Origin of the sequence: Anabaena sp. PCC 7938 (genome assembly GCF_049315035.1) — a bacterium.
Classification (GTDB): domain Bacteria; phylum Cyanobacteriota; class Cyanobacteriia; order Cyanobacteriales; family Nostocaceae; genus Anabaena; species Anabaena cylindrica.
In genome coordinates this window covers 3,558,347-3,572,609 of record NZ_CP186034.1, presented here as the reverse complement: position 1 = coordinate 3,572,609, position 14,263 = coordinate 3,558,347, and the positions used below count along the sequence as shown (strand labels likewise).

General features: G+C 37.8%; 10 protein-coding genes. 5 read left to right on the top strand and 5 right to left on the bottom strand.

Translation table 11 applies throughout. The features are described from left to right. Window positions 1-238 precede the first annotated feature (238 nt). Entirely contained in the window at window positions 239-1,621 is a 1,383-nt protein-coding gene (gene murA, locus ACOWPH_RS16370; RefSeq protein ID WP_015216444.1) for a UDP-N-acetylglucosamine 1-carboxyvinyltransferase, read from the top strand. A 147-nt stretch (window positions 1,622-1,768) separates the two neighbouring features. Further along, window positions 1,769-2,878 (top strand): AAA family ATPase, encoded by a 1,110-nt coding sequence (locus ACOWPH_RS16365; RefSeq protein ID WP_015216443.1) that lies wholly within the window; start codon window positions 1,769-1,771, stop codon window positions 2,876-2,878. Window positions 2,879-2,932: 54 nt separating this feature from the next. On the opposite strand, the gene ACOWPH_RS16360 is transcribed toward ACOWPH_RS16365, so the two are convergent. After that, window positions 2,933-4,264 carry a HEPN domain-containing protein gene (locus tag ACOWPH_RS16360; protein ID WP_015216442.1) on the bottom strand — a complete coding sequence of 444 codons (1,332 nt, stop codon included), beginning with the start codon at window positions 4,262-4,264 and terminating at the stop codon, window positions 2,933-2,935. A gap of 137 nt (window positions 4,265-4,401) precedes the next feature. Then, window positions 4,402-7,290 carry a CHAT domain-containing protein gene (locus ACOWPH_RS16355; protein WP_015216441.1) on the bottom strand — a complete coding sequence of 963 codons (2,889 nt, stop codon included), beginning with the start codon at window positions 7,288-7,290 and terminating at the stop codon, window positions 4,402-4,404. A 209-nt stretch (window positions 7,291-7,499) separates the two neighbouring features. Here ACOWPH_RS16355 and ACOWPH_RS16350 point away from each other — a divergent pair, with 209 nt between their 5' ends. From ACOWPH_RS16350 to ACOWPH_RS16340, 3 genes are all read left to right on the top strand, one after another. Next, window positions 7,500-8,681, top strand: coding sequence for a leucine-rich repeat domain-containing protein (locus tag ACOWPH_RS16350; RefSeq protein ID WP_096713124.1), 1,182 nt, complete (start codon window positions 7,500-7,502; stop codon window positions 8,679-8,681). Between the two features lie 225 nt (window positions 8,682-8,906). After that, window positions 8,907-9,782: a M48 family metallopeptidase gene (locus ACOWPH_RS16345; protein WP_015216438.1), complete on the top strand. Its 876-nt coding sequence runs from the start codon at window positions 8,907-8,909 to the stop codon at window positions 9,780-9,782. Window positions 9,783-9,995: 213 nt separating this feature from the next. Next, complete coding sequence (locus ACOWPH_RS16340) at window positions 9,996-10,178, top strand: SDR family NAD(P)-dependent oxidoreductase (protein ID WP_015216437.1); 183 nt, start codon at window positions 9,996-9,998, stop codon at window positions 10,176-10,178. Between the two features lie 209 nt (window positions 10,179-10,387). Here ACOWPH_RS16340 and ACOWPH_RS16335 read toward each other — a convergent pair whose 3' ends face one another. From ACOWPH_RS16335 to ntrB, 3 genes are all read right to left on the bottom strand, one after another. Continuing rightward, on the bottom strand, window positions 10,388-11,230 hold the full coding sequence (locus ACOWPH_RS16335; RefSeq protein WP_015216436.1) for a nitrate ABC transporter ATP-binding protein: 843 nt from the start codon (window positions 11,228-11,230) through the stop codon (window positions 10,388-10,390). Window positions 11,231-11,307: 77 nt separating this feature from the next. Beyond that, window positions 11,308-13,311, bottom strand: a complete 2,004-nt coding sequence (locus ACOWPH_RS16330; protein ID WP_015216435.1) for a nitrate ABC transporter ATP-binding protein — start codon at window positions 13,309-13,311, stop codon at window positions 11,308-11,310. Between the two features lie 104 nt (window positions 13,312-13,415). Then, on the bottom strand, window positions 13,416-14,255 hold the full coding sequence (gene ntrB / locus ACOWPH_RS16325) for a nitrate ABC transporter permease (RefSeq protein WP_015216434.1): 840 nt from the start codon (window positions 14,253-14,255) through the stop codon (window positions 13,416-13,418). Window positions 14,256-14,263 lie beyond the last annotated feature (8 nt).

Below are 14,263 nucleotides of genomic sequence, written 5' to 3'. Positions count from 1 at the left end.
GCTTTTGAGCTTACTGAATATTGATGCTGGCTGTAAATTAGGAGTTAGTATTTCTATGGTCGATAGGTTTTAACACCTTATGAACCTTGTTAGTAGATATTTACAGATGCTGGAGAAAAGAGTTATAAAATTCATTCCCATGAATCATAATAGCAAAATGTAGACAAACCGACTCTTTACTGTAGAATCGAAACCAACTTCAAACCCTTATTATTACTTATTTTTTGGAGGTAGGCTTATTAATTCTTCTAGCAGCTTACCAGATGCCAAGTCTTCACCTGAAGCAGAGTCCCCAGTTTTGCAAATCTGGGGTGGGCATCCTTTGCGAGGTCATGTAAGAATTAGCGGAGCAAAAAATTCAGCCTTGGTAATCATGGCTGGAGCTTTGCTTTGTTCAGGAGATTGTCGGATTCGCAATGTCCCCTTATTAGCGGACGTAGAGCGCATGGGGCAAGTTTTATCAGCTTTGGGATTGGGCTTAACCAGACAAGACGATATCTTAGATGTTGATGCTAGGGAAATTAGCACATCTAAAGCGCCCTATGAACTAGTTACTCAACTGCGAGCCAGCTTTTTCGCCATTGGACCCCTATTAGCGCGACTGGGAGTAGCACAGATGCCTCTACCTGGAGGTTGTGCGATCGGTGCTAGACCAGTTGATTTGCACGTCAGAGGACTGCAAGCAATGGGAGCAGAAGTGCAAATTGAGCATGGTATTTGTAATGCCTACGTTCCTGGTAGCGATCGCAGATTGAAGGGAGCCAGAATCTATCTAGATACTCCCAGCGTTGGTGCAACCGAAACCTTGATGATGGCGGCTACCTTAGCCGACGGTGAAACTATCATTGAAAATTCTGCTAGAGAACCAGAAGTGGTTGATTTGGCAAATTTTTGCAACTCAATGGGAGCGAAAATTCAAGGAGCAGGCACGAGTACAATTACCATTGTGGGTGTACCTCAGTTACACTCTACTGACTACTCAATTATTCCTGATCGTATTGAAGCAGGAACTCTTTTACTAGCAGGAGCAATCACTCGATCAGAATTTACTCTGTCCCCAGTGGTTCCCGACCATTTAATCCCAGTGATTGCCAAGTTACAAAAAATTGGTGTACCCATCATTGAGGAAGGATTAAATTGTCTGAGAATTTTGCCAGCAGAAGTATTGAGAGCCACAGATATTGATACTTTACCTCATCCGGGTTTTCCCACGGATATGCAAGCGCCTTTTATGGCATTGCTAACTTTGGCAGAAGGTGACAGCATCATTAATGAATCTGTGTTTGAAAACCGTCTGCGTCATGCTTCTGAGTTAAATCGCTTGGGGGCAGATATTCGGGTTAAAGGTAATACTGCCTTTGTTCGTGGCGTGCCAATGTTATCGGGCGCACCAGTAATAGGCACGGATTTACGAGCATCCGCAGCTTTGGTTATAGCCGGACTAGCCGCAGAAGGACAAACCACTATTCAAGGATTAAATCACCTAGATCGTGGTTATGATCGCCTGGATATGAAGTTGCAGCAACTAGGTGCAAAGATTATCCGTGTAAATAATGAAGCATTAGCAGATGCAGAGTCACATACAAATAACAGCAATCCCCCAGCTTCAGTATCTATCTAGAGTTAGGGGATTTTGTGTTTGGTGATTTAATGGCGGATTTTACCTGTTGATTAAAATCAAGTTGGTAATTTTCGCCATTCATTTACTTTTTTTGATGAGTGCGATTAAAAAGTTCGTTCACTTCCCACTAGTCGGAATCTTTGTACTATGCTCCAAAGACTATATGTAAATAACTTCAGATGTCTAGAAAACTTTGAACTGACTATAAAGGGTATCTCATCTGCTCTCTTAATTGGAAAAAATGGTTTAGGTAAATCAACTATTGCCACTGCATTAGAGGTAATTCAATCCATTGGTAGAGGTATAAATAAAGTTGGGCAACTTGTTAATTCTAAAGATTTTACTCGTGGCAGGTCTGATGTTCCAATTCGATTTGAAATAGAAGTATTACTTAAAGATAAATTATATAAGTATGTCTTGGCCTTAGAGTTGCCAGAAAAATTTAAAGAACTTCGAGTTTCCGAAGAACAACTGCTAGTTTCGGGAGAACCTATTTACTCTCGAAAAGAAGCTCAAGTCACTCTTTATACTAGCTCACAAAATCGTGAAGCTCAGTTTTTGGTAGATTGGCATCTTGTCGCCCTGCCAGTAATTCAGGAGCAATCAGAAACTGACCCACTGCGTATTTTCAAAACTTGGCTGGCTCGCATGATCATTTTAGCACCGATTCCGAGCTTAATGACCGGAGTCTCCAACGGTGAAACTTTAGAGCCAAAACGAGATGCTTCAAATTTCGGAGAGTGGTTTTCTGGGTTACTTGGTCGCTACCCTGCGTCATACACACTGTTTGACAAATATCTCCGAGAAATTATGCCCGATATTATGGATGTTCAGAACGAACTTATCGGCAAAGATTTCAAAAGTATGGTTGTGCGGTTTGAAGAAAATCATGCAAATCTGAGTGTTAACTTTCAAGATTTATCTGATGGTGAAAAATGCTTTTTTCTTTGCGCTGTTGTTTTAGCTGCTAATAAATTCTATGGGCCACTTTTTTGTTTCTGGGATGAGCCTGACAACTATCTCTCTATATCTGAAGTAGGACACTTTATCGCATCACTGCGACAATCATTTAAGAATAATGGGCAAATTTTAGTAACTTCTCATAATCCTGAAGCGATCAGAAAATTCTCAAATGAAAACACTTTGGTTATTGATAGGAAAAGTCACTTAGAACCAACTTTGATTAGACTGCTTAGTGATATACCTGTTACGGGCGATCTGATCAATGCTTTGATTGGTGGCGATATAGAATTATGAGCATAAATAAACATAAACAGCATCTTATTTATCGTTTATTGTTGAAAAACTTATTTAAAATCTAGGTTCAATCCCGAAGTATCCATTTTCCCAAAACTTTGGATCTTTATATAAACTACTTTTTGACTGATTTAAGAAGTAATGAATCACATAACGTAGAATTCCACAAGCTTTTTGAGCAGCTTTATTTAGTGAAAGTTTTTCCTCACCGATTTTACAAGGATCTTTAGGTATACCACCATGAGCTATTGTACTGCGTATATCATACAAATGTTTTGCAACTTGATATTCCTTTAAACGGTTTTCTGGATTATCAAATAAGGTTGAATAATTGAGTGAAAAGCGGAACTTTATTTCTGTCTCTTTTCCCATTGATGCAAGAAGAATAGCTTCTAATCCTGCTACTGCATCAAGAAGTCGATCTTTGGAATGTATACGTAACTCTGCGTCGGCAAGTTTTGTAAACGCTCTTTCTAATGGCTCATCTAATTTGGAGAAAATTAATTTTGCGTGGTTTTGAAATCTTTCAACGTCGCATTCTAATAAATAGTAGTTTCCAACAGGTATGTGCAGACCACCATACATTCGAGTTATAGGCATTATAGGAGAAAATTTAACGGTTTTGAATGTAATACATTCGTAACCAACAGATCCTCCTTGAAATGTGTTTAATGCCAGAACAGCATTATTTAGATTTTCTATCGCTACATTTTTTGTGGTCTCTAGGTCAGAATCATCAAATCTTTTAACCTCTTCAAATTCACCTTCTATTACAAACTCATGAATATGAGATACACGATTTACTCCGGGTACATATTGTGATGGTGAATCTTTATAAATATCACTAACCTCTTTTTCACTCAGTTGTCGAATGATAATATCATCAGTTAGAAAAATCTGTTCTTTATCCATCCTGAAGTTAAGCAGTATTGCTGTGTAGCGAAAACGAACTTTAGGATTATCAACAAAATCAGCAAATTCTTGAATAATGATATTGATTTGTTCATCATTAACATTGAAAGTATTGTATCTATCCCATAATTCACATAAAATGCTTTTGACAATCATCGACGAATTGTGCAATATATTTATAGCAATGTTAAGGCTTTGAAAGCCAACAAGGTTTTCATATTCACGATGGTTTTTGCGAACAATCTGTGTGAACTCTACTCCAAGGTCATCTAATAATTTTTGATGCTTAGAAAAAAGATAATAATTATTAGGACGGTTTACATAAAAACTTTGCCAACCATTGGGAACTCTACGCCATTCAACAACTTTATCGGATTGAAAATGTGATTCTATGAATTTAATGGGAGATGAATTAAAAGCACGTAACGATTGAGTAATAGCATTCTTTAGATTAACTACGACTTCTTCTCGCATAATTCAAGCAATCTACAATAAATTAAATATCAAGTTTAGCAATTTTTTATACTTTATGGGTGAAAGAATAAATTGACATTTCTAACACCCCTAGAAGTGGGATTGATAATTACTTCGTAATAAAACCTAAAAAAGTTTCACAATCCATTCCCAACCAGAATAAACGGAGACCAGTAAAAAGGATGACTCAGCCGATCGCTCACCTGTGATGGTAAATTACTATTGATGGGCTGTTTGATAGAAATACGTCGTTCCTGACCTGTAATTGTATAGTTGCCAGTAATCAGAGATATTTGAGCTTGACGCAGGGCTTCGGCTTTAGTAATATTCCCTTGTTGCAGAACTGTATAAAAGGTATTCATCAACGCTTGTGTGCCACCATCGTCCACCGACCATAAAGAAGCGATCGCAGCTCTTGCACCTGTTTGTTGCATCTGGTAGCCAAAACCGAGAATTTCCCTACCGTCTCCTAATCGATCGCCTAATCCGGTTGCACAAGCTGAAAGCACGACTAAATCAACATTCGGCAACCGCCAATTTTTGATATCTCGTAGGGTAATGCGATCGCCATTACCAAACAAAATAAATGATTCTTCCGGCTGTCCAAGGGTAAATACCGCATGAGTTGCTAGATGTACAATAGAGTAATCATTCATCTGCAACACAATATCTTTTGTGAATTGCTGGTCTAGTAATTTTGTAGTGTTAGGAATAGTTTGAGCCAGAGTTTCCACTTCACGACCGGCGAAGGGCAACCCGGAGAAGTTAAACTCCTGATCTCCTGCCTTAACGCTATAGTTGCCTTTGGTAAAAGCAGCCGCTAACACATTTAACCGATTTTGGGGTTTAGTGTTGAGGTCAGTCAAACTAACAGCAGTAATATTATTGATGCGAAAGCGTTCGATAAGCCATTGCTTACCATCATGCAATGCTGCTAAAGGAATATAACGCAATTGTCTATCAGGGGCGTAAATAATGGTTTTGGTCTTGGCTTGAACTAAATCATTTTCCAAGGGCTTTATCAGCCAATTATAGAGCTTTTGAGCAGGAATTTTAGGATTACGGATTGGCGTTGTGACAGTCGAACGAAATTCAGCGATCGCTCGGTTAAGTTCTTCTCGTTTGACAGGAACAGTGCGCTTTAAAGGAGGAGCATAAGGAGAAATTAACACTAATTCTAAACGGTCTTCTAATACAAAAGGATAGATAATTACAGCATCTTGGTTAATTTTTTTCAGGTTGTCTTGTAAAGTGGTAGCGTAAGCATTTAAATCAATTGCTTGTCCTTGGGTGGTTTTTTGTAGTTCCGCTATCCATTGTCTCACCTGGGGACTTTCTAAAAAAGTTGCAAACTCTTTAGTAATTTGCTGTTCACTTTTTCTTAATTCAATAATTCTCTGTTTCTGTTTTTCTGTTCTTTGATTAACACCGATATTTTCTAACAAAGCTAATTCTTGACCTTGAGAAATTGCCTTATCTATTTGTGCAGACATACCTTGAATAATTTGCTGTTCTTGGGGTCGTTTGGTAATACCTTGAACAGTATTATTACTTGATCTCACATTACTTAAATAATCTGCTAATTCCTGAACCTTGAGTAAATCTAATACTCTTTGCGCTTCTAAAATGCGGTTTTCTCTTAATAACAAATCAGCCAAATGACGATAATCTTCCGCAATGGTTTCTGTATAAGATTGTCTTTGTTCCTGGGATAAACCTTTAATATTATTTCTAATTCCTTCTCTCGCATTTACGGATTGTTTAAAAAACACAATTGCTAATTGTGGTTGTTTTTGTTTTTCCAACAAATAACCCAGACTACTCAAAACTTTAGCCTCACCTGCTTTATAGCCAATTTCCTGAAAAAGTGTTAAAGATTGTTGATAAAAATTACCTGCTAATTCATATTTACCTTGTTGGAAGTAAACCTTACCAATACTATCTAATAGTACTCCTTGAGAAAGTTTATCTCGCAATGATTTCACAATATTTAAACCTTGCTGTAAAAACTTTAAAGATAAGTCATAATTTCCTTGATCAAGGTGAACCAGTCCAATATTATTAAAAGTCAATGCTTCTAATAATTTCTTTTCTTTTTTATTCTTAACTCCTGGAAGTTTTGCTAAAGATTGTTGATAAAAATTCAATGCTAAATCATATCTTTTTAAGCGATAATAACTATTACCAATGGCGTTAATATTTTTTACTTCTGAGCCTATTTTATTTTCTTGAGCTAATTTTAACGCTTGCTGATAACTATTTAAAGCTCGTTCATTTTCTCCTAAAGATTGATAAATTTCTCCCATGTTAAAAAACACAGTCCATACCCAAGGAATTTTTTCTACTGGTTGTGTAGTAACTTCTCGAAAAACTGATAAAGATTGTTGATAAAATTTTAAAGCTGTTTCGTATTCTCCTAAAGTATGATGAATCATACCGATTTTGTTAATGATGAAACCTGTTTGAATTTTTACATCTTGTAAATCTAGTTGTCCCTTTAAATCTTGTAAATCCAGTTGTTCCCTTAATTTTAAAACTTTTTGTAATTTTTCTAATGCTTTTTGATATTGTCCTTGTTCGTAAAGTTCGCGACTTTGTTCATTTTCAAGATTCATGATTTTCATGAGGGTTTGTTTTTCACCCTTACTATCACCTAACTCTTGTTGTAGTTTTAATACTTGCTGATAATAATTAAGTGCTTGTTGATAATTTTTTCTGCTGTAATATACAAACGCTAGATAATCCAATGTTTTAGTAATTCCAGGTTTATCTCCTATGTTTTGATATGCTTCTAAAGTTTTTTCAAAACTGTTAATAATTCTGTCATAACTTCTTCTGTATATGTGAGCATTCGTCATTAAATAAATTGTTTCTCTCAATAACCGATCGGCTTGATCTTTCTGAGTTTGATTACTCACTTCTTGAGCGAATACAGGGGCGAAATTACCAATAGGTGTTAAAACAGATATGGAAGATATTGACAACAGGAGAGTAATAAAACCGAGATTTGCTGAATGTATACGCATAAGGGTAAACTGGTTAATGAATGTTAAGAAAATAACTAATAAAAATTATTGGTTTAAACTATAACTATTAGCATAGCAAGTAATATAGGATACGGCAATGTTAATATTCAGCTATGAGCAGTTAGCAAGAGCTACACAAAACAGATGAAAGCTGATTACTGATAGCTAAATGCTGAGAAAAATCTATACAAACAATAGGGATATCAAATATGAAATTAACTAGCGCGTTGGTGTTGATGACGAGTATGTGGTTAGGTGGTGGATGGGGAGTTATTGAAGCTGCTCAACCTCCCAGGAGAAGTAATTTTATACAGTTGTGTAAGGAACAGGCTAATTTATCAGCAGATGCGAGAATTACGGTAGAATTATTATTAGCAAAAGCCAAAACAAATGATTGTGATTTAGCTGCCAAAAATTTGTTAAATGTCACAAAACTTGATCTGATAAATCAGCAACTTGTTGATTTAAGTCCCTTGTCAGGATTCACAAATTTAGAATCATTAAATCTCCACGGTAATGAAATTGTTGATCTCAGTGCCTTGGCAGGTTTAAAAAATCTCAAAGATTTGGACGTTAGTAATAATCAAATTCCTGATGTTAATCCTTTAGCAACCCTGCAAAATCTTAATCGTTTAACTTTGGAAAGAAATAAAATTAAGGATATTAATGCCATAAAGGAATTAAAAAATCTAGAATCTTTGTCAATGTTTAATAATGAAATTATTGATATTAGTGCTTTGACTAAATTGAAAAATCTAACTTGGTTAAATCTCGACAAAAATTATATTACTGAGATTAGTTCCCTCAGGGATTTGGTAAAATTAACGGGTCTTTCTTTAGAAGATAACCAAGTTAAGGATATCTCTGCTTTAGCTAAGTTGACTAATTTAACTCGACTGGAATTAACGGAGAATCAAATTCAGAATCTTACTCCTTTAGCAAATTTAAAAAAATTAACAAGGCTGAATTTAGAAGGTAATCAAATTGCCAATGTTAGTCCGTTAACAAATCTCACTAACTTAAATATGCTGTTTTTAGGAGATAATAAAATTAAAGATGTAAGTCCTTTGGGAAACCTGAAAAATTTAACTCGGTTGCTTTTGACTTACAATCAAATTACAGATGTTAGTCCTTTAGCGAATTTGAATAATTTACAGATCTTGGTATTAAGTTTGAATAAAATTAAAGATATAAGTTCTTTAGAAAAAATGACTAACTTAAATGAACTTATTTTAGAAGATAATGAAATCACAGATATTAGTGCTTTATCAAAACTTACTAGCTTGACGCTCCTAAATCTCGATCATAACAAAATCACAGATGTCACTCCCCTATCAAAACTCAGTAACTTAAAAGATGTGAGTTTCAAAGATAATCCGGTTGTGAAATAATGCTAACAGGACTTACGCAAAATGTGATCGAAAACCTGATTCTTCCGTAGCAGTAATTCATGAATTACCGCTACTTTCGGTGTGTTGTGCGTAAGTCATAGCTAGGTAATCAGCTATCAGCTTTGAGCTATAAATTGACGTTAAAAAAGTCGGGGATTTGGAGATTACGTTTTTCTATCGTTATACTATCTGTGGGAGTTGTATTTTTTATTGATTACCATAATTATGTCTTTAGTTAAAACGCCCCTAATTGGTTTAAAAGCTGACTCATTCCGTCATCCTCTGGACTTGGAGGCAACTAAAACTCTCAAGCAAATTCCTGGGATAGATATGATGGTGCGAAATTGGCTTGGGCCAATGGCTGAACAGGTTTTTTATGTAGAAAATATTGCTTCTAGTATTTTGGTAGGTGAAAAACAATTACCTGATTTACACAAGTTATTATTAGACGCTTGCAATATTCTAGATATTGAGCCACCTCAGTTGTATGTGCGTCAACATCCTGCGCCCAATGCTTATACTTTTGCAATGCGGGGTAAGCAGCCGTTTGTGGTTCTGCATACTTCCTTAATTGATATTCTCACCCCGGAGGAAATACAAGCTGTAATTGCCCATGAATTGGGACATCTCAAATGTGACCACAGCGTTTATTTAACACCTGTAAATTTATTGGTCTTAGCAGCGGCAATTTTGCCTAATGTTGGTGCTGTTGTGGCTCAAGCATTACAGGCACAATTATTAGAATGGGTACGTTGTGCTGAGTTTACCTGCGATCGCGCTGCTTTGTTAGCTACCCAAGACCCCAAAGTGGTGATGTCAGTATTAATGAAGTTAGCCGGTGGTTCTCCCACCTTAGCACCCAAGCTAAATCTTGATGCCTTTGTTGCCCAAGCCCGTGCTTATGATGACATCAGTAAAACTGAACTTGGGGTAATGGTCAAAGAAGCTCGCACCGCTCAACTAAGTCATCCAGTACCAGTATTACGAGCTAGGGAAATTGACCGCTGGAGTAGTAGTCTAGATTACCACAAGTTACTGCAAAATCACGGTTTTAAAGATCAGATGGAAACAGCATCCAAGGGCGGATGGCGCAATTGGTAAAATTAGAACTTACGCACTGTACAAATAAACCATGATGTGTGATGACAAAGTTTGTATTTTCACAATTTGGGCATCTACCCTCAGATAGATTGTCATTGCTGATTAATAGTGGAAATATCAAACCCAGGATGTCTGAAATATCTGAAAATTTCGGCTAAAAACCTGATGGTTTCTATCAATGCGTAAGTTCTAAAAATCTCAAACTTTAGGACTATGGCTTTATTTGCTGAAAACGTTGCAGTTATTACTGGTGGTACATCTGGAATTGGCAGGGCTACAGCGATCGCATTTGCCAAGGAAGGCGCAAAGGTAGTCGTTGCAGGTAGACGCGAAAAAGAAGGGGAAGAAACAGTTGCCTTAATTCAAAAAGCCCAAGGAGAATGCACCTTTAGATGATCTGCGGACATAACTAAAAATTAATTAGAGAACTCCACAAAAAAGATGATCCAATCTTGTGGGATGGGCATCTTGCCCGTCCTTATATTATTAGCGGGCTTTTCGGCCCGCACCACAAGAAATTTTGGGATATTTTTTTAATTGGAGAACTCTTAGTGAAAGAAATATTCAAAAATGATACAGGCGAACGTTAGTTCGCCCAAAATATACTAACCGACATCATCATGAGCGAAACGGTTAAACAAGAAGTCTAACGCATAGTTCCGCAATTGATAATATTGGGGATCTTCCATTATTCTCGCCCTGTCCCGTGGCCTGGCAAAGGGAATTTCCATCACTTCCCCAATTTTGGCATGAGGGCCATTGGTCATCATTACCAATTTATCTGCCAGAAATAACGCCTCATCAATATCATGGGTAATCATTAACACCGTACAACGGTTATCATTCCAAATTTTCAGCAACTCTTCCTGTAATTCTTCCTTGGTGATTGCATCTAACGCCCCAAAAGGCTCATCTAAAATCAGCACTTTTGGACGAATAGCCAAAGCACGGGCGATAGAAACCCGCTGTCTCATCCCCCCAGACATCTGCATGGGTTTCTTTTCCATTGCATCACCTAAACCCACCATTGCCAAATGTTCTCTAACAATAGAACGTTTTTCGGCTTCTGGTTTGGTGGGATAAACAGCATTTACGGCTAAATAGATATTTTCAAAAGCTGTCCGCCAAGGTAATAACGCATAGTTTTGAAATACAACCATTCTGTCTGGGCCAGGTTTGGTAATAGGTTCTCCTTCTAATAACACTTGTCCAGTGGTGGGAAAGTTAAAACCAGAAACCATATTTAGCAGTGTTGATTTACCACAACCAGAATGGCCGATAACACAAAGAAATTCACCTTGTTCAACGTTGAGGTTAACACCATCAAGGACGGTAAATGGCCCATTTTTTGTGGGATAAACTTTGCAAACGTCCTTAATTGCTAGGAAAGGCTGATGGCTGATGGTTCTGGTAGCGGTGTTGGTAGTTCTCAAATTGCGGTTTTGCATGGTTTGGGAATTGGGGATAGATTTTTATGTCTCACGCAAAGGCGCAAAGACGCAAAGGAAGAGGAAGAGATCCGGGTTTACGCTGCTGTTCTTCTGGGGGTATCTAGAATAACTTCGGCTATGGAAAAATCGCGTTTAATTTCTAAATCGTTGAGATAGCTAATGGGGTCATCGGCGTTGAAGGGTTTACCATCAAATAATTTAATGGGTTGACGGGTGTAACTAATATCCAAACCTAGTTCTCTAGCTGCTGTGCTGAAAACTCTGACTCGACAAACTCTTTCGACGATTTCTACCCAATTTCTGGGGAAGGGAGTATCACCCCAACGTGCTAATTGAGTCATAATCCAAATTTGTTCTGTTCGACTGGGGCGGTTAATGGCAGACTCAGAATAAAATTGGTGATGGGCATATTCCCGCATGGGATGATCTAAGTCACAGCTTGCACCATTGACATCTTCAATTTGGATATAGTCAATATCTGTGCTGACATATTCCCGACTTGCTAAAATTTGCCGAACTTCTTGGGCGTTGGCAGGATTTGCACAATATTGGCAAGCTTCTAGTAAGGCTTTGGTTAAGGCAATATGGGTATTAGGATAAGTTTCTGCCCAATCTTCTCGTACTCCCAAAACTTTACCGGGGTGTCCTAACCAAACTTCTAAATCTGTGGCTATGGTAAAACCTGAACCTTCAACTGCTGCGCGATAATTCCAAGGTTCACCCACACAATAACCATCAATAGTTGCGCCTTTTAAGTCTACTACCATCTGGGCGGGTGGGATATTTTTCATATCCACATCAATGTCGGGGTCAATACCACCTGCTGCTAACCAATAACGTAGCAATAAGTTGTGCATTGATGCTGGATGAACTACACCCATTCTGTGTTGTTCTTCGCGGGTTTTAAGGAGGTAGTTTTTGAAGTCAGATAAACTGTGTACACCTTGATCATAAAAGCGTTTAGCTAAGGTGATGGCGTTGCCGTTACGGGTCATGGTTAGGGACGTGACAACGGATAAGGGTTCATTTTTATTTCCTCCCAAACTTAACCACATTGGCATTCCTGATGGCATTTGTGCGGCATCTAAATAACCGCCTGTCATCCCATCCACAATTCCCCTCCAACTGCTTTCCCGAACTAAATTAACCTCATCTAAGCCGTGTTTAACAAAAAAGCCTTTTTCTTTGGCTATGGCTAATGGGGCGCAAGCGGTAAGAGGTAAGAAGCCAATTTCTAAATTAACTTTTTCTAAACCATGTCGAACAATTGCAGCAGTTTTTCGCGCTCGAATTTTCTTAACGCGTTTTTGTTGGTTGAGGAAGTAAATCATTTCACTTCGCAATGTGTAGTAACTGGGATGTTTTACTACTTCCATGCGTTTGCGGGGTCTAGGAATATCTACTTCTAAAATGTCGCCAATTTTTGATTCGGGACCGTTAGTTAACATGACAATTCTGTCAGATAACAAAACGGCTTCGTCTACGTCGTGTGTCACCATTACAGCGGTGACTTCGTTTTCTTCGCAGATTTGCATGAGTTGTTCTTGCAAGTTACCACGAGTGAGTGCGTCTAAAGCACCGAAAGGTTCGTCTAGTAGTAATAGTTTAGGACGAATTGCCAATGCGCGTGCGATCGCCACCCGTTGTTTTTGTCCACCAGATAACATTCCCGGTTGTTTGTCTGCATGGGGACGCAAACCCACCATATCTATATGTTTTTCGATTATGGCTTTCCGTTCTGCTGCCGGCATCCCATTTAAGACTGAATCTACAGCTAAGGCAATATTTTCTCTGACTGTCCGCCAAGGTAAGAGAGAATAGTTTTGAAATACTACCATTCTATCTGGCCCTGGTTTTTTAATTCTTTGACCTTCTAACGTGACTAAACCTTCTGTGGGTAAATCCAAACCGGCAATCATATTTAAAAGAGTGGATTTCCCGCAACCGGAGTGACCAATTAAAGAAACAAATTCGCCTTTTTTAATTTGGAGGTCAATACCTTTGAGGGCAATATATTGACCACCACCAGTTAATTCAAAAACTTTATCAATTTGATCAACGCCAACAAATACAGACATATTATTTGGTAATGGGTAATGGGTAATGGGTGATTGGTAGTTAGTAATTAGGAGTAGAAGTTTCTTAATTACGAACTACGAATTACGAATTACGAATTAAATCTCTATTTTTGCTCAGTAGGTAAAATCCAGTTTTGTAGCGCCGCCATGAGTTTATCTAGGATTAGACCAACAACACCGATATAAACTAGAGCTAAAATAACTTCACTGACGTTGTTATTTTGATAAGCATCCCAGATAAAAAAGCCAATTCCGACAATACCGGACATGACTATTTCTGCTGCGATAATCGCTAACCAAGCCAAACCAATGGCAATTCTTAATCCTGTGAAAATGTAAGGTAATGCTGAAGGAATTAAGATGTTAAAGAAATACTCTTTTTTAGAAAGTTGCAGAACTTTAGCAACGTTATTGTAATCTTGGGGGATTTGAGTTACACCCACCGCAGTGTTAATGAGAATTGGCCAAAGTGAGGTGATGAAAATAACGAATAATGCTGCTGGTTCGTTTTGGCGTAAAGCTGCTAAGGAAATGGGAACCCAAGCCAAAGGTGGTACAGTTCTTAGTAACTGAAATAGGGGATCTAAAGCCTTTGCCATAGTTTGATTTACACCAATCAAAACACCCAAGCCAATACCGACAATTGCCGCTAATGTATAGCTAATAGCTACCCTTTGTAAACTAGCTAAAATTTGCCAGAACAGCCCTTTATCTGTGCCTCCTTTGTCATAGAAGGGATACAAAATCAAGATCCAAGTGTCTTGAATAACCTTGATGGGCCCTGGTAGTGTTGCCCCTGGAGTCCAAGAGAATAATTGCCAAATAGTTAAGAAGATGAGGATCGCAATAACTGGAGGGAGAAGTTCAGGAAATTGCTTTTGCAAACTTGATAAAAATTTATTATCAAATTTAGGACTTGTGGAACGTTTTTGGGCTACTGTCATGAATGTTT

What these genes read in the sequence shown, in the direction of transcription:
- ACOWPH_RS16365 (WP_015216443.1), top strand. Translation starts at nt 1,769, where the DNA reads ATGCTCCAAAGACTATATGTAAATAACTTCAGATGTCTAGAAAACTTT.
- ACOWPH_RS16360 (WP_015216442.1), bottom strand. Translation starts at nt 4,264, where the DNA reads ATGCGAGAAGAAGTCGTAGTTAATCTAAAGAATGCTATTACTCAATCG.
- ACOWPH_RS16355 (WP_015216441.1), bottom strand. Translation starts at nt 7,290, where the DNA reads ATGCGTATACATTCAGCAAATCTCGGTTTTATTACTCTCCTGTTGTCA.
- ACOWPH_RS16350 (WP_096713124.1), top strand. Translation starts at nt 7,500, where the DNA reads ATGAAATTAACTAGCGCGTTGGTGTTGATGACGAGTATGTGGTTAGGT.
- ACOWPH_RS16345 (WP_015216438.1), top strand. Translation starts at nt 8,907, where the DNA reads ATGTCTTTAGTTAAAACGCCCCTAATTGGTTTAAAAGCTGACTCATTC.
- ACOWPH_RS16340 (WP_015216437.1), top strand. Translation starts at nt 9,996, where the DNA reads ATGGCTTTATTTGCTGAAAACGTTGCAGTTATTACTGGTGGTACATCT.
- ACOWPH_RS16335 (WP_015216436.1), bottom strand. Translation starts at nt 11,230, where the DNA reads ATGCAAAACCGCAATTTGAGAACTACCAACACCGCTACCAGAACCATC.
- ACOWPH_RS16330 (WP_015216435.1), bottom strand. Translation starts at nt 13,311, where the DNA reads ATGTCTGTATTTGTTGGCGTTGATCAAATTGATAAAGTTTTTGAATTA.
- ntrB (WP_015216434.1), bottom strand. Translation starts at nt 14,255, where the DNA reads ATGACAGTAGCCCAAAAACGTTCCACAAGTCCTAAATTTGATAATAAA.